This window comes from Stenotrophomonas sp. YJH_SMC_79 (assembly GCF_059367995.1).
The window spans coordinates 126111-152463 of sequence record NZ_JCAFRK010000002.1 but is presented as its reverse complement, the minus strand read 5'-3'; the positions used below and the strand labels follow the sequence as shown (position 1 = coordinate 152463).

General features: G+C 67.0%; 29 protein-coding genes and 1 tRNA gene. 5 read left to right on the top strand and 25 right to left on the bottom strand.

The window, feature by feature from the left end; all coding sequences use genetic code 11:
* Nucleotides 1-123: 123 nt before the first annotated feature.
* From AC5P57_RS07555 to AC5P57_RS07545, 3 genes are all read right to left on the bottom strand, one after another.
* Nucleotides 124-1062 (bottom strand): alpha/beta hydrolase, encoded by a 939-nt coding sequence (locus AC5P57_RS07555; protein ID WP_262234671.1) that lies wholly within the window; start codon nucleotides 1060-1062, stop codon nucleotides 124-126.
* Nucleotides 1063-1144: 82 nt separating this feature from the next.
* A complete protein-coding gene (locus AC5P57_RS07550; protein ID WP_262234669.1) occupies nucleotides 1145-1996 on the bottom strand; it encodes an alpha/beta hydrolase in 852 nt (283 codons plus the stop codon).
* A 193-nt stretch (nucleotides 1997-2189) separates the two neighbouring features.
* Nucleotides 2190-2426, bottom strand: coding sequence for a hypothetical protein (locus AC5P57_RS07545; protein WP_262234666.1), 237 nt, complete (start codon nucleotides 2424-2426; stop codon nucleotides 2190-2192).
* Between the two features lie 326 nt (nucleotides 2427-2752).
* Here AC5P57_RS07545 and AC5P57_RS07540 point away from each other — a divergent pair, with 326 nt between their 5' ends.
* A complete protein-coding gene (locus AC5P57_RS07540; protein WP_142806597.1) occupies nucleotides 2753-3109 on the top strand; it encodes a hypothetical protein in 357 nt (118 codons plus the stop codon).
* A gap of 78 nt (nucleotides 3110-3187) precedes the next feature.
* Nucleotides 3188-3505, top strand: a complete 318-nt coding sequence (locus tag AC5P57_RS07535) for a hypothetical protein (RefSeq protein WP_099551970.1) — start codon at nucleotides 3188-3190, stop codon at nucleotides 3503-3505.
* A 72-nt stretch (nucleotides 3506-3577) separates the two neighbouring features.
* Here AC5P57_RS07535 and AC5P57_RS07530 read toward each other — a convergent pair.
* Nucleotides 3578-3653 (bottom strand) — tRNA-Lys (locus AC5P57_RS07530).
* A 178-nt stretch (nucleotides 3654-3831) separates the two neighbouring features.
* Here AC5P57_RS07530 and AC5P57_RS07525 point away from each other — a divergent pair.
* On the top strand, nucleotides 3832-4788 hold the full coding sequence (locus tag AC5P57_RS07525) for a DUF2268 domain-containing protein (protein ID WP_262234663.1): 957 nt from the start codon (nucleotides 3832-3834) through the stop codon (nucleotides 4786-4788).
* Nucleotides 4789-4891: 103 nt separating this feature from the next.
* On the opposite strand, the gene queC is transcribed toward AC5P57_RS07525, so the two are convergent.
* The 18 genes from queC to aspS all read right to left on the bottom strand — a co-directional run bounded on the left by queC (nucleotide 4892) and on the right by aspS (nucleotide 21346).
* Nucleotides 4892-5557 carry a 7-cyano-7-deazaguanine synthase QueC gene (queC, locus tag AC5P57_RS07520; RefSeq protein ID WP_014038216.1) on the bottom strand — a complete coding sequence of 222 codons (666 nt, stop codon included), beginning with the start codon at nucleotides 5555-5557 and terminating at the stop codon, nucleotides 4892-4894.
* A 78-nt stretch (nucleotides 5558-5635) separates the two neighbouring features.
* Complete coding sequence (queE, locus tag AC5P57_RS07515) at nucleotides 5636-6337, bottom strand: 7-carboxy-7-deazaguanine synthase QueE (RefSeq protein ID WP_006438882.1); 702 nt, start codon at nucleotides 6335-6337, stop codon at nucleotides 5636-5638.
* Between the two features lie 176 nt (nucleotides 6338-6513).
* Nucleotides 6514-7332, bottom strand: a complete 819-nt coding sequence (ybgF, locus tag AC5P57_RS07510; RefSeq protein WP_033832980.1) for a tol-pal system protein YbgF — start codon at nucleotides 7330-7332, stop codon at nucleotides 6514-6516.
* A 3-nt stretch (nucleotides 7333-7335) separates the two neighbouring features.
* The gene (gene pal, locus AC5P57_RS07505) at nucleotides 7336-7854 is read right to left on the bottom strand and encodes a peptidoglycan-associated lipoprotein Pal (protein WP_005410748.1); all 519 of its coding nucleotides are present in this window, start codon (nucleotides 7852-7854) and stop codon (nucleotides 7336-7338) included.
* Nucleotides 7855-7918: 64 nt separating this feature from the next.
* Complete coding sequence (gene tolB / locus AC5P57_RS07500; protein WP_032128528.1) at nucleotides 7919-9238, bottom strand: Tol-Pal system beta propeller repeat protein TolB; 1320 nt, start codon at nucleotides 9236-9238, stop codon at nucleotides 7919-7921.
* A gap of 285 nt (nucleotides 9239-9523) precedes the next feature.
* Nucleotides 9524-10579, bottom strand: a complete 1056-nt coding sequence (gene tolA / locus AC5P57_RS07495; RefSeq protein WP_262234660.1) for a cell envelope integrity protein TolA — start codon at nucleotides 10577-10579, stop codon at nucleotides 9524-9526.
* The gene (tolR, locus tag AC5P57_RS07490) at nucleotides 10569-10997 is read right to left on the bottom strand and encodes a protein TolR (protein WP_049400778.1); all 429 of its coding nucleotides are present in this window, start codon (nucleotides 10995-10997) and stop codon (nucleotides 10569-10571) included. The genes tolA and tolR overlap by 11 nt, the downstream gene beginning before the upstream one ends.
* 24 nt (nucleotides 10998-11021) lie before the next feature.
* A complete protein-coding gene (gene tolQ / locus AC5P57_RS07485) occupies nucleotides 11022-11801 on the bottom strand; it encodes a protein TolQ (protein WP_006438802.1) in 780 nt (259 codons plus the stop codon).
* A gap of 10 nt (nucleotides 11802-11811) precedes the next feature.
* Entirely contained in the window at nucleotides 11812-12243 is a 432-nt protein-coding gene (gene ybgC / locus AC5P57_RS07480) for a tol-pal system-associated acyl-CoA thioesterase (RefSeq protein ID WP_099551975.1), read from the bottom strand.
* A complete protein-coding gene (ruvB, locus tag AC5P57_RS07475) occupies nucleotides 12233-13273 on the bottom strand; it encodes a Holliday junction branch migration DNA helicase RuvB (RefSeq protein ID WP_005410754.1) in 1041 nt (346 codons plus the stop codon). The genes ybgC and ruvB overlap by 11 nt, the downstream gene beginning before the upstream one ends.
* Before the next feature lie 552 nt (nucleotides 13274-13825).
* Nucleotides 13826-15676 (bottom strand): potassium transporter Kup, encoded by a 1851-nt coding sequence (locus AC5P57_RS07470; RefSeq protein ID WP_180848865.1) that lies wholly within the window; start codon nucleotides 15674-15676, stop codon nucleotides 13826-13828.
* Nucleotides 15677-15794: 118 nt separating this feature from the next.
* A complete protein-coding gene (gene ruvA / locus AC5P57_RS07465) occupies nucleotides 15795-16388 on the bottom strand; it encodes a Holliday junction branch migration protein RuvA (protein WP_005410756.1) in 594 nt (197 codons plus the stop codon).
* Nucleotides 16389-16401: 13 nt separating this feature from the next.
* Nucleotides 16402-16923, bottom strand: coding sequence for a crossover junction endodeoxyribonuclease RuvC (gene ruvC, locus AC5P57_RS07460; RefSeq protein ID WP_262234659.1), 522 nt, complete (start codon nucleotides 16921-16923; stop codon nucleotides 16402-16404).
* Between the two features lie 105 nt (nucleotides 16924-17028).
* Nucleotides 17029-17760, bottom strand: a complete 732-nt coding sequence (locus AC5P57_RS07455) for a YebC/PmpR family DNA-binding transcriptional regulator (RefSeq protein WP_099552808.1) — start codon at nucleotides 17758-17760, stop codon at nucleotides 17029-17031.
* A 239-nt stretch (nucleotides 17761-17999) separates the two neighbouring features.
* Nucleotides 18000-18632, bottom strand: a complete 633-nt coding sequence (locus AC5P57_RS07450) for an esterase/lipase family protein (protein WP_262234658.1) — start codon at nucleotides 18630-18632, stop codon at nucleotides 18000-18002.
* A 75-nt stretch (nucleotides 18633-18707) separates the two neighbouring features.
* Complete coding sequence (locus AC5P57_RS07445) at nucleotides 18708-19229, bottom strand: GNAT family N-acetyltransferase (protein ID WP_262234657.1); 522 nt, start codon at nucleotides 19227-19229, stop codon at nucleotides 18708-18710.
* A gap of 31 nt (nucleotides 19230-19260) precedes the next feature.
* Complete coding sequence (locus AC5P57_RS07440) at nucleotides 19261-19578, bottom strand: DNA primase (protein ID WP_099552810.1); 318 nt, start codon at nucleotides 19576-19578, stop codon at nucleotides 19261-19263.
* Between the two features lie 16 nt (nucleotides 19579-19594).
* Nucleotides 19595-21346, bottom strand: a complete 1752-nt coding sequence (gene aspS, locus AC5P57_RS07435; protein WP_262234656.1) for an aspartate--tRNA ligase — start codon at nucleotides 21344-21346, stop codon at nucleotides 19595-19597.
* Between the two features lie 158 nt (nucleotides 21347-21504).
* Here aspS and AC5P57_RS07430 point away from each other — a divergent pair, with 158 nt between their 5' ends.
* On the top strand, nucleotides 21505-22248 hold the full coding sequence (locus AC5P57_RS07430) for a DUF3011 domain-containing protein (protein ID WP_262234655.1): 744 nt from the start codon (nucleotides 21505-21507) through the stop codon (nucleotides 22246-22248).
* A 132-nt stretch (nucleotides 22249-22380) separates the two neighbouring features.
* On the opposite strand, the gene AC5P57_RS07425 is transcribed toward AC5P57_RS07430, so the two are convergent.
* The 3 genes from AC5P57_RS07425 to blaL2 form a co-directional block, all read right to left on the bottom strand.
* Nucleotides 22381-23022, bottom strand: coding sequence for a hypothetical protein (locus AC5P57_RS07425; protein ID WP_099552813.1), 642 nt, complete (start codon nucleotides 23020-23022; stop codon nucleotides 22381-22383).
* A gap of 55 nt (nucleotides 23023-23077) precedes the next feature.
* Complete coding sequence (locus AC5P57_RS07420) at nucleotides 23078-24292, bottom strand: cation:proton antiporter (protein ID WP_099552814.1); 1215 nt, start codon at nucleotides 24290-24292, stop codon at nucleotides 23078-23080.
* 86 nt (nucleotides 24293-24378) lie between these two features.
* On the bottom strand, nucleotides 24379-25290 hold the full coding sequence (gene blaL2 / locus AC5P57_RS07415) for a L2 family extended-spectrum class A beta-lactamase (protein WP_262234654.1): 912 nt from the start codon (nucleotides 25288-25290) through the stop codon (nucleotides 24379-24381).
* A gap of 175 nt (nucleotides 25291-25465) precedes the next feature.
* Here blaL2 and ampR point away from each other — a divergent pair, with 175 nt between their 5' ends.
* Nucleotides 25466-26332 (top strand): LysR family transcriptional regulator AmpR, encoded by an 867-nt coding sequence (ampR, locus tag AC5P57_RS07410; RefSeq protein WP_262234653.1) that lies wholly within the window; start codon nucleotides 25466-25468, stop codon nucleotides 26330-26332.
* The last annotated feature ends 21 nt before the right edge of the window (nucleotides 26333-26353 follow it).

Genomic DNA, 26353 nt, shown 5'->3' with positions numbered 1-26353 from the left:
CCAGCCGACGATGACCCGCCTGCATCACGCCATACGTGGATTGAAGCAGTAGATCCACGCCATGCGTGGATGCAGCCAACCATCACCCGCCGCCATCACGCCATGCGTGGATGCCGCCCGCCATCAACCGCTGCTGTACGGTCCGGTACCCGGGAACACCTTCAACAGCGCGCGGGTGATCATGTCCGGATACACGGTGAAGTGGTCCTCGTCATCGATCACCATGTTCTCCACCTTCAACGATCGCCCGCTGCCGCGCAGCTGCTCGGCGAATTCGGCGTTGTGGCGCAGCATGTCGTTGCGGGTGAAATAGCGCGGTTCGGGCTTGACCGTCTCGAAGCTGCCGACTGACAGCACCACCGTGGTCGGCTGCGCGGGCGTCGTTGCCTCGGCCTGCAGGCGCGGCACAAGATGGTTGTCGAACCACAGCGACGGGCTGGACAGGATGTAGGTGCGGAACATGTCCGGGCGCGTGGTCAGCACATAGGCGCCGAACAGGCCTCCGTAGGAATGACCCGCATAGGCGCGCCGCGCCGGATCGGTGCGATAGCGCGCGTCGATCATCGGCAGCACCTGCTCGGCGAGGAAATCGCGGTAGTGCGCCGCACCGCCATAGCTGACGTCATCACTGTAGTCACGCGGATCGGTACGCGCCGGGTCGCTGGGCGTGTAATCGCGCGAGCGGCTCTGCTTGGAGGTCAGGCCCTCCTGCGGCGGCAGCCCGACCAGGATGAAATCCTCCAGGTTGACGCCCTTCTGCCCCACCATGTTGCGCACGCTGCGCACCAGCGGGAAGCTGTAAAGCGCATCGGTCACGTACAGCACCGGGTAGTGCTTTTCCGGATGCGCGGCGTAGTCGGCCGGCAACGCCACCCAGACCGGATAATCACGGCCGATTGGATCGTGCACGCGCAATGCCTCGGTATCCGGCAGTACCACGCCCGGCGTGGCGGCGGCCGCACTTTCCTTCGCTTCACTCTGCGCTGCCGGCGGTGCCACCGACATCGCACAGCCACTCACGGCCAGGCAGGCCGCCACACTCCATCCACGCACACGCTGCATCTACACGCTCCCGTTGCGGGCGGCGCACCAGATGGCGCCGCTGCCGCATCCTTGCATGCTGCGCAACCCGCTGCCAGTGCGGTCAGGGCGAGGCCGGCGGCGGTGCCGGGAACAGCGTGCGCAGCGCCTGCAACGCGGCCGGGTGGTAGATCGTGGCGTGGGTTTCCTCCGGCAGCGGCAGGTACTTCACCAGCGGCGACGGCGACGCCTGTTCCAGCAGCGTAGCCAGCTGTGCCGTGGATTTGGCCAGTTCCGGCTGACCGCTACTGGCCAGGAACACGCGCGGCTGCGCATGCGTCAACGCCGGCAGCTGCTTGGCGGCACCGGCCAGCATCGTGCCCCGGTTCCACCACAGGCTGGGGTCCAGCGCGATGTAGCTGTTGAACAGCGACGGCTCCTGCAGCAGCGTCTCGACCACGAACAGGCCGGCCAACGATTCGCCGATCAGCGCGCGCTCGTCGGTGATCGGGTAGCGCTGGCGTACCTGCGGCATCAGTTCATCGCGCAGAAACGTGCGGTAGGCCGCCGAACCACCGATACGCGGCGCGATCTTCTGGTCCTGCGGATCCTTGCTGGGGCCGGTCATGTCGCGGCGGCGCTCGGTGTTCTCGATGCCGACCAGCAGGAACGGACGCATGCTGCCATTGCCGCTCAGCACCTGCACCAGCCCCGCCACATGCAGGAAATCCTCGCCGATGCCACCGTCGGGCATGTAGAGCACCGGCAGCGGCGCCTTCGGGTCCAGGCCCCACGGCTGCGGGCGGTAGACATTGATGCGGCGGGTCTCGCCCAGCGCCTTCGACTCGATGGTGAAGGTCTCGCCGATGACCAGCGGCGTGGCCGGCGTTGTCTGCGCGGACGGCACCGGTTCGGCCGCCATCGAGGGTCCGGCGGAGATGGCGGACAACAACAGCGACAGCATGATGAGGCGCATGGGGAAAACCCATCCTGGGAAAGAGACCGAGGATACCGCCCTGCCGCAGGCATTGGCGGCTTCGGCACGCTCAACACCCCTGCCAGATGCGTAGATCCACGCCATGCGTGGATGGACCACTGTAGAGCCGAGCCCACGCTCGGCTCGGCATTGGCGCGAACCGCAGCCGAGCATGGCTCGGCTCTACAACACCTCATCCAGGCGCGGACGCCAACACCTCGGTCGTCGCAAATGCACCGACATTTGAGGGCATGACTCGCTGGTCGTGCCACCACTGCAGGCGAAAATCACGCCAACTTTCCACGTGATACATCACGGCATCGTCGCCGCCACCAGCTGTTCTCGACATTTTCCACCGCGATAGGCCCGGCGCAAGCATGAACACGTCGCGCGCTGTCGCTTGCTGCATCAGATGTGCCTGCGCCACCATCGTCGCGCGCCTGGGTACTGCATTTCTCTTCGGAGAATCCTCATTGAAATCCAAGCGCGTGCGTAAACACCATGCAGCGCCACCGACAACGGGTGGCACCGGGCCTGCAAGCCCGTGATGACTGTAAGCATGTTGTTTGCGCTCACCCGCCGACACTGTCCCTGGACCGTGCCGGCGGGTGATCCGTCGGCCTTCATGGCGGGCGGTGCGTGGGGGTTTTCGGACCCGCCGGTTAACTGCTTACTGTCATCCCGGCTTGCAGCCACGCATCGCCTGCCACCCGTCCTACGCGGTGGCATTCCCACCCCAGCGCCGAGGAAGCCGACATGAACCAGCGTCCGTCCTATGCTTCAGATTCCGCCAGCGTCAACGATGACGACGACAACCCTTCGCCCGAACTGAGCAGCTTCCTGGGCTGCCTCAGACGCATCCGCGCAGGCGAAGGCGCCGATGACTTGCCCTGGCCTGAAACCAGCCTTTCCGCAGGGCGCGGGGTTGCCCTGTCGCGGGTGGAACGGGCCGCCATCGGCATGCTGACCGTGGCGGAAATGCTGCACGCAGCCAACCGTTGTCGATCGATGGCAACACCGGAACGCCATCTGGATGAGGGCGTGGTCGAGGGGCTGTTCTTCGCCTGCCGCAGCCTGGCGGAGCTGGTGTGCCGGGATGTGCGGCCGGAGTAGATACACCCGTGCCACGAACCGGCCCATACTGGGGCCGGACCGACCCCGAGTCCCATCGAAACCTACAAGGAGGTTTGCATGTTGAATGTCGTGATCGTTGCCGCGCTGGCTGCTGGCCCCGCTGCATCCGTACCGTACGCCGATTGCCTGCTCAGCAACATTCAGCCTGGCCTGTCCGATCGCGCTGTGCAGCTTGTGCAGCAGGCCTGTGCCGCGAAGCACCCCGACAGTTTCCTTGCCTCGCTGGAACTGGAGCGCACCTACAGCGTCCAGCGGCAGGCGCGGTTCGATGCGGATCGTGCCGCGGCCGAGCGGGCCGCCAACGCCGCAGCCTCTGCCGCACAGGCAGCGGCGGAGCGCGAGGCGGCGCGAGCGCAGGGTGCCAAGGCCAAGTAGGGGTTGGCGCAAGCAACAAAAAAGGCACCGCTTGACGGTGCCTTTCTGAATGACCTGGGTCATTGGATGCAATGGTGGGCCGTGAAGGATTCGAACCTTCGACCAAAAGATTAAAAGTCTTCTGCTCTACCGACTGAGCTAACGGCCCATTGCACTGCCCCAGCCTTTCGGCGGGGTGGGCATTCTACCCTACTTTGCCGGGCCGGGTGAAACCCTGGTGCGTCGAGGTTGCCGGCCAGCGGCCGGCACTACCCGATCTGGTGAGCCCTCTTAAACCTTCTGGGCCTCCGACGCATCCCAGCTGTGATTCCTACCCGGAGCCGCGGATGCGCCTGCCCTTCTGCCTCATTGCCGCCCTGCTGCTGCCCTGTACGGCCCTGGCCACCCCATCCCAGGTCGTCACCGACGACATTGCCCGCTTCTGGGCCACCTATGACGCGGTGCGCGCCGAGCCCGACGTTGAACGCCAGGTCGCACTGGTGCAGGAGCGCTACATCGATCCAGGCAGCCCCGGTCTGCATGCGCTGATGCAGGTGCGCAACTACACCGCCCGCGAATACGCCGAGGCCATGAACGCGTGGCCGCGCTTCTGGACCTCGGTACGCCCGCTCACCGCCAACGCGCAGCTGGCCAGTGCCTCGCTGGAGCGCGATCTGGTTGCGTTCCGTGCGCTCTACCCAGCCCTGCGCCCGGCCACCATCACCTACGCGGTGGGCGTGCTGCGTACCGGTGGTACCACGCTGGGGGACAAGGTGCTGATCGGCGCGGAGATGGCGCTGGGCGATGAGCGCGTGGACGTGAGCGAGCTGCCGGAGAAGATGCGCGAGCGCCTGCGGATCTTCTACGACAGCCGTCCCGGCGCGAACAACGCGCAGAACAACCTGCACGAGTACGTGCATACGCAGCAGCGCGAGACCACCGGCAGCGTGGCCCAGTATGCGGTACGCGAGGGTGTGGCCGAGTATGTGGCCGAACGGTTGAGCGGGCGTCGGCCGGCATTGCCGCTGTACACCTACGGGCCCGCGCATGAGGTGGAGATCCGCGCGCGTTTCGTCGCTGAAATGGACGGCGAGGATCTGGACAACTGGCTGTACAACAGCGCCCGCAACGCGTTCGGGGTGAGTGATGTGGGGTACTACGCCGGCTATCGCATCGCGCAGGAATATATGCGGCAGCAGGTCGATGAGAAGGTGGGGATCGCGCGGATGATCGAATTGGATTACACAGATCCGGCTGCAGTGCGGGCGTTTATTGAAGCGTCGGGGTGGTTGCAGCGGCGGTAGCGCCGGGCCGTGCCCGGCGCACAGTGCCAACCAAGGTTGGCACCCACCGAGGGAAGTTCACATCCACCAGGGAAGCCGGCCAGCGGCCGGCTCTACCGTGCAATCAGGCGTACAGCGTGGGGTCGGCCACGCCGGCCTCGGCGAAGCCCTGTGCGCGCAGGCGGCAGGCATCACAATGGCCGCAGGCGGCGCCGTTGGCGTCGGCGTTGTAGCAGGACACGGTCAGGCCGAAATCCACGCCCAGGCGCACGCCTTCGCTGACGATCTGGCCCTTGCTGAGGAACTGCAGCGGGGCATGCACCTTGATGCCCGCGCCTTCCACGCCCGATTTGGTGGCCAGGTTGGCCAGCGCCTGGAACGCGGCCACGAACTCGGGGCGGCAGTCCGGGTAGCCGGAGTAGTCCACCGCGTTGACGCCGCAGAAGATGTCGTTGGCGCCGAGCACTTCGGCCCAGCCCAGGGCCAGCGACAGCATGATGGTGTTGCGCGCCGGCACGTAGGTGACCGGGATGCCGGCACCACCGGCCTCGGGCACGTCGATGTCGTCGGTCAGTGCCGAGCCGCCGATGCTGCGCAGGTCCACGTCCACGGTCTTGTGCGCGACCACGCCCTGGGCCTTGGCCACGCGGGCGGCAGCATCCAGTTCGGAGGTGTGGCGCTGGCCGTAGCGCACGCTCAGGGCATGCACGGCGAAGCCCTGTTCCTGGGCCATGGCGATGACGGCGGCTGAATCCATGCCGCCGGAGAGAAGCACGACTGCCTTCTTCATGGGTAAAACATCCGGTTGGGAGGGGAAAGCCAGCACGCTGTCCCGCGCCGGAGTTACATCAGGGAACGTTGCCTGGGCTCATCGGCCCGGCTCGTCGTTCCACAGGATTTTATGCAACTGCATCTGGAAGCGCACCGGCAGCCGGTCTTCGACGATCCAGTCTGCCAGCTGCCGCGCGGTGATCTCGCCCTTGCTGGGCGAGAAGAACACGGTGCAACGCTTCACCAGCTCGTGTTCGGCCAGCAGGGCCTTGGCCCAGTCGTAATCCTCGCGGCTGCAGATGACGAACTTGATCTGGTCCCGGGCGGTCAGCAGCGGCAGGTTGTCCCAGCGGTTGCGCGCCACTTCGGCCGAGCCCGGGGTCTTGATGTCGACCACGCGCGATACGCGCGGGTCCACCGCGCTGACGTCCAGCGCGCCGGAGGTCTCCAGCGAGACGTCCATGCCGGCATCGCACAGCTTCTGCAGCAGCACCAGGCAGCGCTTCTGCGCCAGCGGCTCGCCGCCGGTCACGCAGACATGACGCACGCCCTGCGCCAGCACCTCGGCCACGATGTCGTCGATGTCCCACCAGGTGCCGCCATGGAAAGCGTAGGCCGTATCGCAGTACTGGCAGCGCAGCGGGCAGCCGGTCAGGCGCACGAACACAGTCGGCCAGCCGGCGGTATCGGCTTCGCCCTGCAGCGAGGTAAAGATCTCGGTGATCTTCAGGCGCGGCAGCGGCGACTGCACGATGTCGCTGGGGGTGGCGACGGCGTTGGACGGGGTAACGGCGGTCATGGCGGGCACTTCTTGGGGGGACACGTGGCGGGTGGGCTACCGTGGCCGGTAACGAAAGCAGCCGAGCATGGCACGGCCCTACAACAGCAACCGGACGGGTTTGCCGGTCCGGAAACGAAAGCAGCCGAGCATGGGCTCGGCTCTACAGGGCAGCTATTGTAAGCCCGGTCAGCGGATCAGCGGATCTGCTTGCCCAGGCGGATGGACTGCAGCCGGTCCTGGGCGGTGCGCGCGGCGTCCGAGCCCGGGTACTGCGCCACGACGGTCTCCAGCGTCTGCTGGGCCTGGTCGACCTTGCCCTCGCCATACTGCGAGAGGCCAACCTTGAGCAGGCCGCCAGCGGCCTTGTCGTGGGTCGGATAGCGCGCGAGCAGTTCACGGAACTGGGTCTCGGCCATCGGGAAATTGCGGGTGGCGTAGTAGCTCTCGCCCAGCCAGTACAGCGCGTTCGGCGCGTAGACGCCGTTCGGATACAGCTGCAGGAAGCTCAGGAACAGCTGCGCCGAATCATCGTACTTGCCGGCCTTCAGCGAATCGAAGGCAACGTTGTAGGAGGTGCGCTCGTCGCCGGTGGCGGCAAGGCTGCCGGCATCACCATGGACCGAAGGCGGCCGCTCGGAAGTGGCCGCCGCTGCGGGTTTTGCCGGGGCCGGTGCGGCCTTCGGCGCGCTCGCCGGAACGGGCGGCAGGGCTGGGGCGGCATTGCCCCCTTCCAACCGGTTCAGGCGGCTGTCCAGATCCAGGTACTGGTCCTGGGCGGACTGCTTGAGCTGGGCGTTGTCGTGCTGCAACTGCTCGATCGAGGCCTGCAGGCTGGTGACCTGCTGCCGCAGCTGGTTGATCTGGTTCAACAGGTCCTGGTTGGCACTGTTGTTGTACATCTGCTGCTCGAGCGCGCCGACACGGTCAGCCAGGCTCTGTCGCTGTGCATGCGCCGGTGCGGCAGCCACGAGGGCTGCCGCAACGACCAGCATCAGTTTGATGCCAATGCGCATGGATTACTGCGCGGTGTAGACGATTTCGACGCGACGGTTCTGCGACCAGCAGGACTCGTTCGACTCGGTGCAGACCGGACGCTCTTCACCGTAGGACACGACCGTCAGCTGCGAAGCCGAGCCACCGTTGGCCTGCAGGGCCGAGTTGACGCCGTTGCCACGACGCTCGCCCAGGGCCTGGTTGTACGCGCGCGAACCGCGCTCGTCGGTGTGGCCCTGCAGGGTGATGCGCGAGGACGGACGGTCACGCAGGTACTTGGCGTGGCAAGCCATGATGGCCTGGAATTCCGGCTTCACGTCTTCCTTGTCCAGGTCGAAGTAGACAACGCGCTGGCGCAGGCAGGCGTCGGTGTCCAGGTCGCCCGGGCCGTACAGGCCCGAGGTCGACGGACCGGTCGGGGTGGTGGTCGAGGTGCCGGTGTCGACCGGGGCTGCCGGCTCTTCCTTCACCTTCTTCGAGCAACCGGCCAGGACGGCCACAGACAGCAGGGAAACAAGCAGAACGCGGGTGGACTTGTTCATGGCGATACCTTTGTGGCTCCTAGGCCGATGAGGGGTTCAAGACAACGAAAATATTAACACTCTTTTAGCGCTGGGTACGGTATGGGGACCATGCCGGTTCGCGCACATCACCATCGGCCAGGACCAGGCGCTGGCGAACCCGCGCATCGGCCGAGACGGCATACAACACACCACGGCCACCTTCGCGGGCGGCGTACAACACCATGCTTGCGTTGGGCGCAAAGCTCGGCGATTCATCCAGCGAACCCGGGGACAGCGTGCTCCAGCGCGGCGAACCCAGCGAGCTGTCCATCATCGCGATCTTGTAGCTGTTGCCCGAACCCTGGGCGACGGCGATCTTCTTGCCGTCGTAGGACACCGAGGGCTTGGCATTGTAGTTGCCCTGGAAGGTCACGCGCTCGGCGCTGCCGCCGCCCGCGCCGACCTTGTAGACCTGCGGACGGCCGCCACGGTCGGAGGTGAAGTACACCGCGCTGCCGTCCGGCGCCCAGGTCGGCTCGGTATCGATGGCGAAGTGGTTGGTCAGCTGGGTCAGCTGCTTGCTGCCCAGGTCCATCACGTAGATTTCCGGGTTGCCCGAACGCGACAGGGTCAGGGCCAGCTTGCGGCCGTCCGGCGAAAACGCCGGGGCGCTGTTGATGCCGCGGAAGCTGGTGACCAGCTCACGCGCGCCGGTGCCGATGTTCTGGATGTAGATGGCCGAATTGCCACGCTCGAAGCTGACGTAGGCCAGCTTGCTGCCATCCGGGCTCCACGACGGCGACAGCAGCGGCTCGGCCGAACGCACGATGGTCTGCGGGTTGTAGCCGTCGGAGTCGGCCACCATCAGCGCATAGCGCATGGCGTCGCCCTTGCCGCTGGCGGTCACGTAGGCGATGCGGGTCCAGAAGGCGCCGCGCACACCGGTGATCTTCTCGTAGATGGCGTCGGCCATCTGGTGGGCAACGTCGCGCATGGCGTTGCCACGGGCGGTCATCGCCAGGCCCAGCAGGCGCTCGCCCTTGGGCACGTCGAACAGTTCGTACTCGACGCGGTAGGCGCCAGCACCGGCGTCGAGCACGCGGCCGACCACGATGTAGTTCTGCTTCAGCGCACGCCAGGTGGCGAACTGGATGTCACCGCCGCGCACCGGCTTCTCGACAATCTGCGCTTCGGGCAGCGTGCGGAACTGGCCCGAACGCTCCAGGTCGGCACGGACCACGCCAGCGACGTCGGTCTGCGGTGCAGCCGCCGAACCCTGGTAGGGCATCGGCACGATGGTGATCGGCAACGCGGAGGCATTGCCGCCGATGATGTCGATATCCAGCCCCTTCTGCTGCGCGACGGCAGCAAAGGGCAGCAACAGGGCCGCAAACACGGCAAGCCAGCGAGGCATCTTTTTCATGGAGCGCTCAATAGGGGGGAAACCGGAACGAGGGATAACAAAGCGGAAGTGAACCGCTTCGCAATCATGAACCAAGGGTACGTGAATTCCGGGTCAGTTCCAGCCCGTCCTCTCACGCACCGTTAACGTCGTGGCTAACATCGCGCCCGCCTGCCCCGTCACGCCGCCCTGCGGGGCGGTGTTCGACAGCAGTCCACAGACTGCCCGGCCGGAACCGGGCCCACCAGAGGCAGGCACGACAATCGTGGGCACGAGCGGCCGCACTGGCCGCCCTGCCAGGCCGCCTCAGCGATCCTGGGCGGTGAAGGTGAAGTTGAGCGTGCGCGCGAACACCGATTCAAAGCCGCGATACGGCAGCGGCTGCGCATTGAGCACGGCGGCTTCGATCGAACGCTTGCCGGCCTCGTCATACGGGCAGTTCGGGCTGACCTTGGCCTGCATCACCGTGCCGCCCGGAATCTGGGTGATGGTGATCTGGCAGCGCTGGCCCAGCGGCACCGTATCCGGGCGCACCCACTGCGACAGCACCTTGGCCTGGATCGCGGCTGCGTACTTGGCCGAAAGATCGTCGCTGTTGCCCCCCCCCCCGGCAGCCGGTTGGGAGGCACCGCTGGAACCGGCAGCGGCACTGCCGGCGGCATTGCGCGCGGCGGCCACCTGGCGCAGCTTCTGCTCGGCCAGCTTGGCTTCCTTCTCGGCCTGCTCGCGGCGGGCACGGATCTCGGCGATCTTCTTCTGCTTCTCGGCCTCGGCCTTGTCAGCGGCCACGCGCTCCTGCTCGGCCTGCTTCTTCTTCTCGTCCGCTTCCTGCTGCTTGGCCAGGCGCAGCTTCTGCTCCGCCTCTTCCTGGCGCTTGCGTTCGGTCAGGTCGATCTGCTCCTGGCGGCGCTTGGCTTCCTGTTCCTGCTTGGCCTTCTCCTGCGAGATGGCCAGCGCGCTCACCGCTTCCTGGTCCTTGGTGTCCGGCTGCGCGACGCGCTCCTGCGCCTGTTGCTGCTGCGGCGTGGGGGCGTCCTGCGGGCGCGGCTCGGGGATCGGCTGCGGCGGCGGGATGGTGTCTTCCGGCACCGGGACCGGCTCGGCCACCGGCGGCGGCAGGTCTTCCAGCTTTTCCGACTGGCGCAGGGCCTGGCGCGCGGCAGAAGCCTCCGACGCAGACAGCGCCAGGCTGGCCTCGACCGACGGATCACCCGCGGCGGCGTCGGTGTTGCGCTCGGGTGACCAGAACCAGGCCACGATGAACACCAGCGCGACCAGCAGATGCACCAGCAACGCCAGCGCCAGGGGCAGGCCCCAGCCAGGTTCGCGCTGCTGTGGAGGTGGCAGGGCGTCAGCGTGCATCGGTGGCCAGGCCTACCTTGTCTACCTTGGCGCGCTTGATCACATCCATCGCGGCGATGACCTTTTCATAGGCCACGGCACGGTCGGCGGCGACGATCACGCGCACGCCCTTGTCCTGGGCGGCGATGCCGGCCAGGCGGCCTTCCAGTTCCTCGGCCGACACGGCGGTCGGGTCCTTGGCGTCGGGCAGCTTCAGGCTGAGCTGGCCGTCCTGGCGTACCGAGACGATCACCGGGTCCTGCTTGCTCTCCAGCGCCTTGGCGTTGGACTGCGGCAGGTCGACGTCGAAGCTCAGCGTGAGCAGCGGTGCAGTGACCATGAAGATGATCAGCAGCACCAGCATGACGTCGATGTAGGGAACGACGTTGATTTCCGATTTCAGCTTGCGGCGCTTGCGGCGACCGATGGCAGCGGACATGGCTTGGACTCCCGGGTCAGGCGCTTACTCGTCGCCAGCGCTCTGGCGCTGCAGGATGGAGCTGAACTCTTCGGCAAAGGTCTCGAACCGCACCGACATGCGCTCAACGCGGGTGGTGAAGCGGTTGTAGGCCCACACTGCCGGGATGGCCACGAACAGGCCGATGGCGGTGGCGAACAGCGCTTCGGAGATGCCCGGGGCAACGGCGGCGATGCCGGCCTGTGCGCCGCTGCTGATCATGTCGTGCATGGTCACCATGATGCCGAACACGGTGCCGACCAGGCCCACGTACGGGGCGGTCGAGCCGATGTTGGCCAACAGTTCCAGGTTGCGCTCGAGCTGGTCCACTTCGCGGGTGTAGGTGGTGCGCATGGCACGCTGTGCGCCTTCCAGCTGCGCGCGGCCGTCCAGCCGGCGCTTGTCGCGCAGGCGGGTGTATTCGCGGAAACCGGCTTCGAAGATGGCTTCCAGGCCGCCGACATTGCGGCTGCGGTCGGTGGCCGAGCTGTACAGCTTGCCCAGGTCGGCACCGGACCAGAAGCGGTTCTCGAACTCGTCGGCTTCACGGGTGGCCTGCTTGAACACGCGGGCCTTGCGGAAAATGATCACCCAGCTGACGAACGAGCCGACCAGCAGCAGCAGCACGATGATCTTCACCGGCAGGCTGGCCTTGGCCATCAGCTCGAGGTAGTTGATGCCGCCGCCGGTGGTGGCCTGGGCAAGGGTCTGGGTCGCGGCGTTGCTGACGTCGGCCGGCAGTGCCTCGGTGACCGTGGCCTGCAGGGCCAGGAGCGTTGCGATCATCCGTTGTTCCTCAAAGTTCGGATTCGGGGTGGAGGTGGGGTTGCAGCATGGCAAGGACGGCCTCGTCCATGCCACGCGGGCGGAAACTGGCCGCTTCCAGTGCGGCGATGCGGACCTGGGCCGACAGCAGCAGTTCGCCGTCGCGCAGGATCTGCTGCTCGAAGACCATGCTGGCCTTCTTCAGCTGGACCAGGCGGGCGCTCACCTGCAGGATGTCATCCAGCCGTGCCGGCCTGATGAAATCCATCTGCATCGAGCGCACCGCGAAGATCATGCCGTGCTCGATGCGCATGCGCTCCTGGCCGTAGCCCAGCGCGCGCATCCATTCGGTCCGGGCCCGTTCCATGAAGGCCACGTACCGGGCGTGGTAGACCACGCCACCGGCATCGGTATCTTCCCAGTAAATGCGTGTCGGCCAACTGAATCGCGGCTCAACCGACATCGGGAACCTCGGCGAACAGGTCCTGCGGCGGGTTCTTGGGTTTCAGGCCCATGTGCCGGTAGGCCTTGTGGGTGGCCATGCGGCCACGCGCGGTGCGCACCAGGAAGCCCTGCTGGATCAGGTAGGGTTCGACCACGTCTTCCAGCGTGCCGCGCTCTTCGGACAGCGCCGCGGCCAGCGATTCGATGCCGACCGGGCCACCATCGAAGTAATCCACCATTGTTTTCAGCAGGCGCCGGTCGAGCTCGTCGAAGCCTTCCGGGTCGACCTTGAGCATCTTCATCGCAGCCTGGGCCACGGGCTCGTCGATGTGGCCACCGGCCTTGACCTGCGCGTAGTCGCGCACGCGTCGCAGCAGGCGGTTGGCGATACGCGGCGTACCACGCGCGCGGCGCGCGATCTCCCCTGCCCCATCGGCGGTGCAGTCGATGCCGAGGATGCTGGCGGAGCGGCGCACGATCCGGGTCAGTTCCTCGACGCTGTAGAACTCCAGGCGCTGGACGATGCCGAAGCGGTCGCGCAGCGGCGCGGTCAGCAGGCCAGCACGGGTGGTGGCACCGATCAGGGTGAACGGCGGCAGGTCGATCTTGATCGAGCGCGCCGCGGGGCCCTCGCCGATCATGATGTCGATCTGGAAGTCTTCCATGGCCGGGTACAGCACTTCCTCGACCACCGGCGACAGGCGATGGATCTCGTCGATGAACAGCACGTCGTGCGGCTGCAGGTTGGTCAGCAGCGCGGCCAGGTCGCCGGCCTTTTCGATCACCGGGCCGGAGGTCACCCGCAGGGCCACGCCCAGTTCGTTGGCGATGACGTGGCTGAGGGTGGTCTTGCCCAGGCCCGGCGGCCCGAAGATCAGCACGTGGTCGAGCGCGTCGCCACGCCCCTTGGCCGCCTGGATGTAGATTTCCATCTGCTCGCGCACCGGCACCTGGCCGAGGTAATCGGCAAGGCGCTTGGGGCGGATGCTGGCGTCGGCGGCGTCATCCTCGCGGGTGGCGCCGGCACCGATGATGCGGTCGTCGGTCATGTGCTGATTATGCGGCAAAAGTACGGGTTTCGGCCGGGCTGCGCCCGGCACCCGCAGAGGCAACGGCAACAGCAACTGCCGGAGCAACAGCCAAAGCTGGCTTCCTGGGGGATGGCGGGGTGGGTCCGGTTGCGGGGGACGCTGCAAGTACGTCCATGTAAGCTCGGTCGCCGCATCCATGCGGCTCACGCCCCCGCAACCGGACCCACCCCGCCTTCGACAGGTTTCTGCGATCTGTCTGGATGGCGTGGCCTGTGCCTGCTCTTGGTGGGTGTCGACCTTGGTCGACACGGTAGATCCACGCCATGCGTGGATTGAACAGAGGGGGAGAGTTGGCTCAGCTTCTGGCGCGCGGTGCCTCCGCAAGCGGAGCCCCCTTGTTGTTCAAGGGGGCGCGCCGATAGGCGGGGGGATACGGTGGAATGCGCGGAACGCCGGCGCCAAAGGCGCCTGCGTTTCAAGGGGGCGCGCCGACAGGCGCGGGGATAAGGTGGAATGCGCGCGGGGCCCACGGTTTGCGCAGCAAATCGTGGGACGTAGCGCAGGTGGAGATTAAATCTCCACCTGCGCACCGAGTTCGACGAGGCGGTTGCCCGGGATGCGGAAGAAGCCCGTGGCCGGGGCCGCGTTGCGATGCATCAGCGCGAACAGCTTGTCGCGCCAGATCGGCATGCCGCGGTTGGCGGTGGCCACGATGGTCTCGCGGCTGGCGAAGAAGGTGGTGTCCATCGGGTCGAAGTAGATGCCGCCGTGGTCGCACGAGCGCATCAGCGCCAGCGGCACGTCCGGGGTCTCCATGAAGCCGAAGCGCACGTAGACCCGGTAGAACTCGTCGCCCACCGATTCGATCTTCAATCGCTGCCCCTCCGGCGCGTACGGCACCGGCAGCGTGACCACGTGCAGGAACACGTTGCGCTCGTGCAGCACCTTGTTGTGCTTGAGGTTGTGCATCAGCGCATGCGGGGCCACGGTCGGGTCGGCGGTGAGGAACACTGCGGTGCCCGGCACGCGCACCGGCGGTGCCAGCATCAGGCCCGGCAGGAAGGTATCCAGGCGGATGCCGTCCTTGCGGATCTCATCGCGCAGCAGTTCGCGGCCACGGCGCCAGGTGCGCATCATGGTGAACAGGAAGATGCCCAGCACCACCGGGAACCAGGCACCCTGCAGCAGCTTGGCGCCGTTGGCGATGACAAAGCCGAGGTCGATGATGAAGAACACCACGCACAGCGGCAGCAGCCAGGCGCGTGCCTTCGGCCACAGCGAGCGGGCCACCAGGGCCAGCAGCAGGGTATCGATCAGCATGGTGGCCGACACCGAGATGCCGTAGGCCACGGCCAGGTTGGACGAGCTGCGGAAGGCCAGCACCAGGCCGATCACCATCACCGCGATGCCCCAGTTGATGCCCGGGATGTAGATCTGGCCGATGGTGTCGTGCGAGGTGTGCTTGATGCGCATGCGCGGGATGTAGCCCAGCTGCATGGCCTGGCGCGAGACCGAGAACGCACCGGTGATCACCGACTGCGAGGCGATCACCGCCGCCATCGTGGCCAGGATGATCATCGGGTACAGCGCCCACGACGGCACGGCCTCGAAGAATGGATTCTTCAGCGCCTCGGGATGGTTGAGCACCAGCGCGCCCTGCCCCAGGTAGTTCAGCACCAGGCACGGCAGCACGAAGAAGTACCAGGCATGGCGGATCGGCTTGGCACCGAAGTGGCCCATGTCGGCGTACAGCGCTTCGCCGCCGGTCACCGCCAGCACCACCGCACCGAGGATGAAGATGCCGTGCCAGCTGTGCTCCATGAAGAAGCGGATCGCCCACCACGGGTTGAAGGCCTTGAGCACTTCCGGCGCGTCGACGATGTTGTAGATGCCGATTGCCGCAAGCGAGATGAACCAGACCGAGGTGATCGGGCCGAACGCCTTGCCGATCTTCTCGGTACCGAAGCGCTGCGCGGCAAACACCATCAGCAGCACCACCACCGTGATCGGCACGATGAAGGCATGCAGGCCGGGGGCTGCCACCTCCAGGCCCTCGACCGCACCCAGCACTGAAATGGCCGGAGTGATCACGCCGTCGCCGAAGAACAGCGAGGCGCCGAAGATGCCGAGGATGCCCACCACGTAGGCCGAGCGCGACCCGTTGCGCAGCGTGCGCTGGGTCAGCGCCATCAGCGCCATGATGCCGCCCTCGCCGTCATTGTCGGCGCGCATGATGATGGTCACGTACTTCAGCGTGACCACGATGTTCAGCGCCCAGAATGCCAGCGAAAGCACGCCCAGCACGGTGTCGTGGTCGCTGTTGAGCCCGTAGTGCGGCGAGAAGGCCTCCTTCAGGGTGTACAGCGGGCTGGTACCGATATCGCCGAAGACCACGCCGATCGCACCGATGATCAGCGCCATGCCTCCGGCTGGAGGAGCGTGACCGTGGCCGCCGGGGGCAGCTGCGTGCGGGGTTTGACTGCTGGACATGGGACTCCTGGCGAAGCTCAGGCGGTTCGTTGTAGAAAAGGAATGCGGATCAGCGCAGCGCCGACTGCAGCGCCTTGCGGATCACGGTGGCCACTTCGTCGCCTTCATTGAAGGCGTCCCGGGCCATGCGGGCGGCTTCAGCCGGCTTGTAGCCCAGCTGCTGCAGCGCCACGGTGGCGTCGGACAGCGGGTCGGCCGGGGCCGGGCCGCTGCCGGTGGGCAGCGCGCCGCCGGCACCGAACTGGGCGGCGCGGTCGCGCAGTTCCAGCACCATGCGCTCGGCGGTCTTCTTGCCGATGCCCGGGATGCGGGTCAGCGCGGTGATGTCACCGGCCTGGACCATGCGCGCAAACTCCTCGACGGTGACGCCGGACAGCACGGCCAGCGCGATCTTCGCGCCGATGCCACTGACCTTCTGCACGTCGCGGAACAGGCGCCGCTCGCCTTCGCGCAGGAAGCCATACAGCGAGACGCTGTCTTCCTTCTGCGAGTAATGGGTGTACAGGGTGACCTCGCGGCCGAGCTCGGGCAGGTCATAGAAGGTGCTCATCGGCGCCTCCAGCTCGTAGCCCACTCCGTTCACGTCCACCACCAGCCACGGCGGCGCCTTGTAGGCGACGATGCCGCGCAGTCGACCGATCATTGCGTGCAGCTCCTCATTTGCGGCCCCACGCCTGGCGGGCACTGAGCCCCAGGCGGTTGGCCGTTGCCCTTACGTGGGCATGGGTGATCGCCACCGCCAACGCGTCGGCCGCGTCGGCCTGCAGCTTGGTTTTCAGGTTGAGCATGAGCCCGACCATGTGTTGAACCTGTTGCTTTTCGGCACCACCGCGCCCGACCACCGCCAGCTTGATCTCGCTGGCCGCGTACTCGTGCACCGGCAGGTCGCGCAGCACCACGGCCGAGATCGCCGCGCCACGGGCCTGGCCCAGCTTCAGCGCCGAATCGGGATTGCGCGCCATGAACACCTTTTCGATGGCCACTTCGTGCGGCTGGTACTCGCGGCACAGGTCAGCCAGGCCCAGCACCAGCAGCTTCATGCGCTGCGGGAAGTCGTCGGCGCCCAGCAGCACCAGCGGCTGGTGATGCACGTGGCTGACGCGGCCGGTGGCATCGACATCAATGATGCCCACCCCGGTCCGCTGCGAACCGGGGTCGATGCCGAGGATGCGGGTCATGCTGCGCTCCTGGCGGGGCGGAACGGAATGCGCTGGCAGGCGTATGGGCTCATGACTGTCCGCGGTGACCGTTCAACGGCCCGCGCCCAGGCCGTCGAAGACGGCTCAGGCGTAGGCGTCGGCGCCGAGTTCGGCGTTGGAGTACACGTCCTGCACGTCGTCCAGGTCTTCCAGCATGTCCAGCAGCTTCTTGACCTGAAGGGCGACGTCGCCTTCGACCTTGATGTCGTTGTCGGCGCGGAAGGTGATCTCGGCGTGGTCGGCGACATGGCCCGCAGCGGTCATTGCATCCTTGACCGCGTTGAACGCGTCAGGGCTGGTGACCACATCGATCGAGCCATCGTCCGGATAGACCACGATGTCATCGGCGCCGGCCTCGATGGCCGCTTCGGTGATGGCTTCCTCGTCGGCGCCCGGGGCGAAGCTGAGCACGCCCAGACGCTTGAACATGAAGGCCACCGAGCCTTCGGTGCCCATGTTGCCGCCGCACTTGCTGAACGCATGGCGGACATCGGCCACGGTGCGCACGCGGTTGTCGGTCAGGCAGTCGACGATCACGGCCACGCCACCCGGGGCGTAGCCCTCGTAGCGGATTTCCTCGTAATCGACGCCTTCCAGTTCACCGGTGGCCTTCTTGATGGCGCGTTCGATCACGTCCTTGGACATGTTCACGGCCAGGCCCTTGTCCATCGCCACGCGCAGGCGCGGGTTGTTGTTGGGGTCGCCTCCACCGCCGCGCGCGGCAACGCCGATCTCACGGATGATCTTGGTGAAAATCTTGCCGCGCTTCGCGTCGGACGCGTTCTTGCGGGCTTCGATGGAGGGGCCTCTACCCATGGGTGCTACCGTCTGGCTGCTTCAGGATCAAGGCGCGGATTCTACCTGATCGGGGGCGGCAACCGTGTCTAGGGCTGAAGTGGTGTCGGGAAGGCACCATCCCCGCATGGCGTGGATCTACTGCCGCCGGGCATTGCCGGGCGAACAGCGTGCGAACCAAGGTTCGCACCCACCAGGGCAGGACGGTTCGTACCCACCCAGACAGGCCGGTAGCGCCGGGCCATGCCCGGCGAACCGCCTCACGCGGCGGCGGCATCGCGGCTGTGGTCGAACTGGCCGTGGCGCAGGAAATGCGCGGTCTGCCGCGCGGCATCGGGCGATACCACCAGGCCGCTGTGGCTGGTACGCACCACGCAATGGTCGGCCAGGCCCGGCAGGCGGGTTTCGGACAGGGCCACGGTGCCATCGGAGGCGTCGTCCATCGCGCCCAGCAGGCTGCCCAGTCCATGCGGTACTGAACCGGCAATCAGGCCAACCTCGGCCTTGCCCTGCCAGTCCGGCAGGCCGTCCAGCAGCAGCTCGCTGCTGCGACCCAGCGCCAGGCCCCAGCCATGATCGGACAACGAGCGCGCAGTGCCACTGCCGCGCAGCGGCGAGCCGAGACAGACCACACGCTGCACCGGCAGCTGAGGATTGCGCCGCAGCGCTTCCAGCGCCAGCAGCCCACCCAGGCTGTGGCCGACCAGCGACAGTGGGCCGGCGTCGGCCAGCCGCTCCAGCAGCTGTGGCACCGCCACGTCCGGGCCACCGAACACCGAGGAATAGCCGAACGCGTGCACCTGGAAGCCGCGCGCGCGCAGGCGCCAGGCCAGCGGCCCGACCCAGGCGCGGGCATTCCAGATGCCATGCAGCAGCAATACGGGGGGAGTCATGCAAACAGCCTGGCAGTCAGCGGGGCAGGAACGTAGGGTGATTGAACACGCGCGCGCAGCAAGCGGCGGTGAACATCAGGCCGCGCGCGGTGCGCGGCGCAGGATGAATTCGAGATCGTTCGTGTCGCCCACCGGGAACAAGTATTCGCCGGCCTTCTCGAAACCGTAGCGGGCGTAGAAGCGCTGTGCGCCGAAGTTTTCCGACCACACGCCCAGCCACAGGGTGCGTGGGCCTTCGTGTTCCAGCCAGGCCAGCGCGGTTTCCAGCAGGCGGCTGCCCCAGCCACAGCTCTGCTGGGTCTTGACCAGGTACAGGCGCTTGAGTTCGCCGTCACCGGGCTTCACGTCCGCATGCGGCAGGCCACAGGGGCCGGCGGCGGCATGGCCGACCGCCTCCCCGTCCAGCTCCAGCAGCCACACCGCGTAGTCCGGGTGGGCCAGGATCACGCGCTGGCGCTCGACCGTATAGGCCTCCTCAAGGAAGGCCTGAAGGTCCCGCGGCGGATACAGATGGCCGAAGGTTTCGGTGAACGTGCGGGCGGCCAGCGCCGACAGGGTCGGCGCGTCGTCCACAGTGGCGCGGCGGATCGAATACATGCAGGAAGTTGACGTCAGCGCGAAGGGGCGGTCAAGCCTTTTCCGAAGATTCCGCTTCTTCGTCTTCCTCGTCCTCTTCCTCGTATTCCTCTTCGTCCTCTTCTTCCTCGCCTTCCTCGTCCTCGTCGTACTCTTCCTCTTCGTCGTCCTCGTAATCCTCGACGCCGAAGTCTTCACCGTCCCAGCGGCCTTCGCCATCGGCGACGAAGGTCAGGGCCATCGCCGCCGGGTTGGTACCGACGCGGACCAGCCAACCACCGAACACGCGTGCGCGCTCGGTGACCAGATTGGCCTCGGCGCCTTCATTGCCCAGCTTTTCCCACTCCAGCGAAAACGCGAACTCGGTCATTGCCTGGATCTCCTGATCAGTTGGTCTTGGGGCGAACCTGGATGTGCACTTCGGCCAGCTGCGCGTCGACGATCGGCGACGGCGCGTCGGTCATCAGATCCTGTGCACCGGTGGTCTTCGGGAACGGGATGACGTCGCGGATCGACTCGGTGCCGGCCATCAGCGCGGCGATGCGGTCGATGCCGAAGGCGATGCCACCGTGCGGCGGCGCGCCGTAGTTCAGCGCGTCGAGCAGGAAGCCGAACTTGGCGCGGGCCTCTTCGGCGCCGATGCCGAGCAGCTCGAACACCGCGCTCTGCATGTCCGGACGGTGGATACGGATCGAACCGCCGCCGATCTCATTGCCGTTGAGCACCATGTCGTAGCCGCGCGAAACGGCGGTACGGGCATTGGCGCGCAGGTCGGCGATGTCGTCCACGGCCGGTGCGGTGAAGGGGTGATGCAGGGCGACGTAGCGCTGCTCTTCCTCGTCCCACTCGAACATCGGGAAGTCGGTGACCCACAGCGGCGCCCAGCCATCGGCGACCAGGCCGAAGTCCTTGCCGGCCTTCAGGCGCAGCGCACCCATGAAGTCGGAGACCTTGTTGTAGCCACCGGCGCCGAAGAACACGATGTCGCCGTTGCCGGCGCCGACATGGGCGACCAGCGCGGCGAAGGACGCTTCGCTGAAGAACTTCTGGATCGGCGAGCTGATTTCGCCGTTGTCGGCGATCTTGATGTAGGCCAGGCCCTTGGCGCCGTACTTGGCAGCATGCGCGGCGTATTCGTCGATCTGCTTGCGGCTCAGCGACGCTCCGCCCGGGATGCGCAGCGCAGCGACGCGGCCGTCGGCATCGTTGGCCGGGCCGGTGAACACCGGGAACTCGCTGTCCTTGACCAGTTCAGCCACGTCCACCAGTTCCAGCGCGATGCGCAGGTCCGGCTTGTCCGAACCGTAGCGACGCATCGCCTCGGCCCAGGTCATGCGCGGGAAGGTGGCGGCCAGCTCGACATCGACCACTTCCTTGAAGATCGCGCGGATCATCGACTCGACGAAGTCCTGCACGTCCTGCTCGCGGACGAAGGCGAATTCCATGTCCAGCTGGGTGAACTCCAGCTGGCGGTCGGCACGCAGGGCCTCGTCACGGAAGCAGCGCGCGATCTGGTAGTAGCGGTCGAAGCCGGCCACCATGAGGATCTGCTTGAACAGCTGCGGGCTCTGCGGCAGGGCGTAGAACTCACCCGGATGCATGCGCGCCGGCACCAGGAAGTCGCGCGCGCCTTCCGGGGTGGCCTTGGTCAGGATGGGGGTCTCGATGTCCTGGAAACCCTTCTCGTCCAGGTGGCGGCGCAGGGCCTGCACCAGCTTGATGCGGGTGCGCTGCATGCGCTGCATTTCCGGGCGGCGCAGGTCCAGGTAGCGGTACTTCAGGCGGGTTTCTTCGCCCGGGTTCTCGTGGGCGTGGAACGGCAGCGGCGCGGCCTTGTTCAGCACGGTGATGGCGGTGGCGATCACTTCCACCTTGCCGGTGCGCATCTTGTCGTTCACCGCGTGGCGGGCGCGCACCACGCCTTCCACCTGCAGCACATCCTCGTAGCCCAGCGACGCGGCCACGGCGAACACCTCGGCGTTGTCGACCTCCACCGTCACCTGCACGATGCCCTCATGATCCCGGAGATCGATGAAGCAGACGCCGCCCTGGTTACGGGCCACGTCGGTCCAGCCGGCGAGGGTGACAGTCTGGCCAATCAGGGTCTCGTCGACCAGGCCGCAGAAGTGGGTACGCATGGGGGGAAGCTCCGCTGGAGAACGCCGGCACCGGATGGGGGCCGGAAAGCCTCGTATTCTGCGGCCGAGGCCCCGGCCGGGGCAAATCCGGCCAGTCACACCGGCTTGATCGCCCCCCTCCCTATAGTCGGGCACCTGCCACCGTATGGGATGCCGCCATGAAACCGCTGTCCCTGGCCAGCCTGGCCGTGACCCTCAGCCTGGGTGCCCTGGGCACCCTTGCCCTGCCCGCCCCGTCCGCCGCTGCGCAGAACGGGGTGATCCGCTGCGAAAGCCAGAGCAACCGCGAACGGGTCTGCAACACCGGCTGGCGCGGCGCGCAGCTGGTCCGCCAGTTGTCTGGCAGCCCCTGCGAGGAAGGGCGCTCCTGGGGCAGCCGCAATGGCAGCATCTGGGTCACCAACGGCTGCCGCGCCGAGTTCGTCGAGGCCCGTGGTGGCTGGGGCGGCGGCAATGGCGGTGGCTGGGGCGGCAACAACGGTCGACCCGGCGAGACCATCCGCTGCGAAAGCCAGAACAATCGCGAGCGCAGCTGCCCGGTCGGCTGGCGCAATGCCCGCCTGGTCCGCCAGTTGTCCGGCAGTCCTTGCGACGAGGGCCGTACCTGGGGTATGCGCAACGGCGCGCTGTGGGTCAGCAATGGCTGCCGCGCCGAATTCGCCGAGGCCCGCGGCTGGGGCGGCGGTGGCGGTGGCTGGGGCGGTGGCAACAGCAACTATTCGGTCACCTGCAGCAGCAACAACAACCGTTCGCAGACCTGCGACTGGGATGACCGCCAGGGCCGGCCGGTGCTGCAGCAGCAGTTGTCGGGCAGCGCCTGCCAGGAAGGCCGCAGCTGGGGTTACTCGCGTGGCCAGGTGTGGGTGAGCAACGGCTGCCGGGCGCGTTTCGGCACGCGGTGAGCATGAGGTCGGATCCCTGGCCAGCGGCCAGGGCTCTGACCCCATCAGGCATCCCGCATCCACGCATGGCGTGGATCTACTGGGGATTTTTCCGGGTTCGGAGCCCTCCGCAGGACGGATCCGAACCAGGGATCAGGGTGCGGGTGCCTTCTCGTCGCCCCACGGCGCCGGCGGCAGGTCGACCGGCTTGCTCAGGTCGAACTGCACACGGAACCGACGGCCCTCCGGGCGCGTCAGCTCGTAGACGAACGTCTGGTCCGGATCGATCTCCATCGCCCAGGTGTTGTGCGTGGAAGCCAGCATGTCGGCACGGCGGAACATCGCCACCGAATCCGCATCGGCCGGGAACTGCTGACGCTCGCCAGTTCCCGGCGGCGTGCTGTCGCCACCATACAGGGTGATCGCGTCGGGGCTGCCGTCTTCATGGCGATGGTCGTGCTTCAGGCGCAGCCCGTTCGGCGTGCGGGTCAGCACCCAGGTCCGCGAGTGGTCATCACCGACATGGAACGGGATGCGCAGCTCATGCGCCGGATCGGCGCAGCCGCGCACATGCATCACCAGGCGCTGCCCGGCGAACGGGTCCTTACCGGTCGGTGCCGGCGTGTCCTCCACCACCTTGCCGGCGTAGGCCTGGCCACAGTGGGCGGCGATCGCGGCCATGAAGGCATCGGCCGGTGCGGTCGCCAGATCATGGGCGACCGTATCGGAGCGCTGCGTGCACGCAGCGAGGCTGAGCAGGAGGGCGGCGGTAGCGGCAACGGCAATCGGTCTCATGCCCCAACCCTAACGGCCATGGCCGAAGTGCGCAAACCGCACGCGCAGCATCCGCTCAGCGATCGAGGGCAGGCGCCGCCGGCAGCGTTTCGGTGACCGCCACCGGCGCGGCTTCGCCTTCACCCGCAGGTTCCTGCTCGACCGGATCGACATCGAACGGGGTACGGAACACCAGCGACGGCAGCAGCGTGGTCAGCGCAGCGTAGAGCAGCAGCGCACCGAACAGCACCGCCGGGATCTGGAAACGCTCGCGCATGATCGCCGCCAGCACCAGGGTGAAGATCAGCGTCGGCGCCAGCGCCAGCGAGACCCGCAGGCTGCTGCGGAAGCTCTCGCCGAACATCACCCGGCGCTGCAGCCAGACCACGCCGATGCGCAGCGGCAGCACCACCAGGGTGATCACGATGCCCAGCCCCAGCGCCTCGAAGCTCAGCGCTTCGGCGGGCACCTTGGTGCCGGCGTTGAAGAAGTAGAACGGCACGAAGAACGAGGCGAACAGGCGCAGCGCATGCAGGTTCTCGTGCGAGGCCAGCAGCGGCATGCGCTGGTGCAGCAGGCGCGCGACCAGGCCGGCGATGAACGCGCCGACCAGGTAATACACGCCCAGCAGGTAGGTGATGTAGGCCGCCACCATGCCCACCATCACCAGCAGCGAGAATTCGGAACCCGGCGCGTGCGGCGCCACCCAGCGTCCCAGCGCGATGAACAGCAGCGGCAGGCCGATCATCATCGCCAGCAGGGCCAGGCTGGACAGCGCCATGTGGCCTGGGTCACCGGCCTGCAGCACGATGAACAACGCCGCCAGCGCCAGCAGTTCGCCGGCAATGGCCTTGCTGGTCACCCAGAACCGCTCATCCTCGCTGAGGCCCAGTCGCGACAGCGAGTCCATGATGAAACCGGTGGAGGGCGTCAGCAGCGCCAGCGCCAACAGGCCCGCGGCCTGCCACGGCAGCCCTGCGTAACGCCAGGCCAGCCAGCCCACGCCGAACAGCGTTGCAGTGCGGATCACCAGGTGCGCCAGCAGCGGCCACATGCCACGGCGCAGCGCCTGCAGGTCCACTTCCAGGCCGGCGAACAGGAACAGCGAGGAAATACCCAGCGTGGCCAGCAGGCCGATCACCGCATCATGGGCCTGATCGCCCAGCCAGAGCATGCCGATGATGCCGAACAGCAGGCAGGTCAGTGGCGCGGGCAGGCTGAAGCGCTGCAGCGCGCGCGGGATCACCAGCAGCGCGAAGATCAGCAGCAGGTAGATCAATTCATGGCTCATCGGGGTCTTCCGTGGGGTTCGAACGCGCGCAGGATGCGCGCGCCGAACCGATCCGGCAAGCCGTTTCTGGATGACTCCCGGTTACCTCATCCGATCAGTCGATCGGCGATGCGGCCCACCTGTGCCAGCACGGTAGCGCGTTGCTCGTAGCTGATCGCACCCGCCTGCAGATAGGCGGTCAGCACCCAGGGCGTGCCCCCGGCCACGGGCCACAGCACTGCAATATCGTTGCGCGCGTCCTCGCCATTGCTGCCGGTCTTGTCGCCAACGCGCCAGCGCTTGCCGAGGCCCGCGCGCAGGCAGGCGTCGCCGGTTTCGTTGTCGATCAGCCAGTCGGCCAGCTGCTGCCGCGAAGCCGGTTGCAGCACCTCGCCCAGCACCACGCGCTGCAGGGTCGTGGCCATCGCAGCCGGCGTGGTGGTATCGCGTGGATCGCCCTTGGCGAAACTGTTCAGCTCCGGCTCCAGCCGATCACTGCGGCTCACCGTATCGCCGCTGGCGCGCAGGAACGCGGTCACCGCGGGCGGGCCACCGACTACGCCGAACAGCAGGTTGGCTGCAGTGTTGTCGCTGGTGATCAGGGTCGCCCGGCACAGATCGCGCACGGTCATGTCCTTGCCCGCATGGCGGCGGGTGACCGGTGCGTGCGAGAGCAGATCGGCGTCGCGCACCGGCACGCGCCTGTCCAGCAATGCCGGCATGCGTTCGGCCTGGCTGAGCACGGTGGCCGCCAGCACACTTTTGAAGGTGCTGCACATCGGGAAGCGCTCGTCCTGACGATGACCGATGCGGCGACCGCTGGCAGTGTCCAGCAGGGTCACGCCGAGGCGTCCGGCGCAGGCCTTTTCCAGCGCGGCGAAGTCAGTGGCGGCGGTGATGGCGGCATCGGTGGGTGCGTTGGCGGTGGCCTTGCCCGCTGCACGTGCCAGCAGCGGCAAGGCAAGCGAGGAAGCCACGGCGGCACCACTGAATTGCAGGAATCGGCGACGGGCGAGCATGCGGGTTCTCCTGGGGGACCGCTCGATTATTGAAGCCTTGATCGGGGGCGACCAGCGCAAAAAATCTGCGATAGACATTAGCTCAATTAATGCCTGACGCATTCAACCCCTTAATTTTCCGAAATGTATCGTTGAAGCGTTAGGATCAGCCATCATTCCAGCTCACGACTGCGCGATGTTGCACCCTACCCTGCCACTGAACGCGCTGCGCGCCTTCGAGGCCGCCGCCCGCCACCAGAACTTCACCCGTGCCGCGCTGGAGCTGTGTGTCAGCCAGGCCGCACTGAGCCACCAGATCCGTGGACTGGAGGACCGGCTGGGCATCCGCCTGTTCCATCGGCTGCCGCGTGGCGTGGCGCTCACCGATGAAGGTGCGGCGCTGTATCCCGTGCTCAACGAATCATTCGAGCGCATCTCTGCCAGCATCGCGCGCTACACCGGTGGCCCGGCCCGCGAGGTGCTGACACTGGGCGTGGTCGGCACCTTCGCCACTGGCTGGCTGCTGCCACGCCTGGCTGCGTTCGAGAGCGCGCATCCGGACATCGAGCTGCGCCTGCAGACCCACAACAACCGCATCGACCTGGCCGGCGAAGGCCTGGACCTGGCGATCCGCTTTGGTGATGGCGACTGGCAGGGCCAGGCATGCACGGCGATCCTCGATGCGCCGTTTGCGCCGCTGTGTGCGCCGGCATTGGCGCGGCGGCTGAAGCAGCCACGCGACCTGGGCGCTCTACCATTGCTGCGCTCCTACCGCAGCGACGAATGGCCGCGCTGGCTGCAGGCGGCAGGAGTGAGTGGCGTGGAAGCGCGCGGACCGGTGTTCGACTCGTCGTTGACGGTGGCGATGGCCGCGGTCGGCGGTGCCGGTGTGGCGTTGCTGCCGCTGCGCATGTTCGAACAGGAGCTGGCCGAAGGCCGTTTGCTGCAGCCGTTCAGCACCACGCTGGAGCTGGGGCGCTACTGGCTGACACGGCTACGCTCGCGCGCCGAGCGTGAACCGGCGAAGCGGTTCCGCGAGTGGCTGCAGGCGCAGGGCGCGTAACAAAAAAAGGGGACGGAGGGG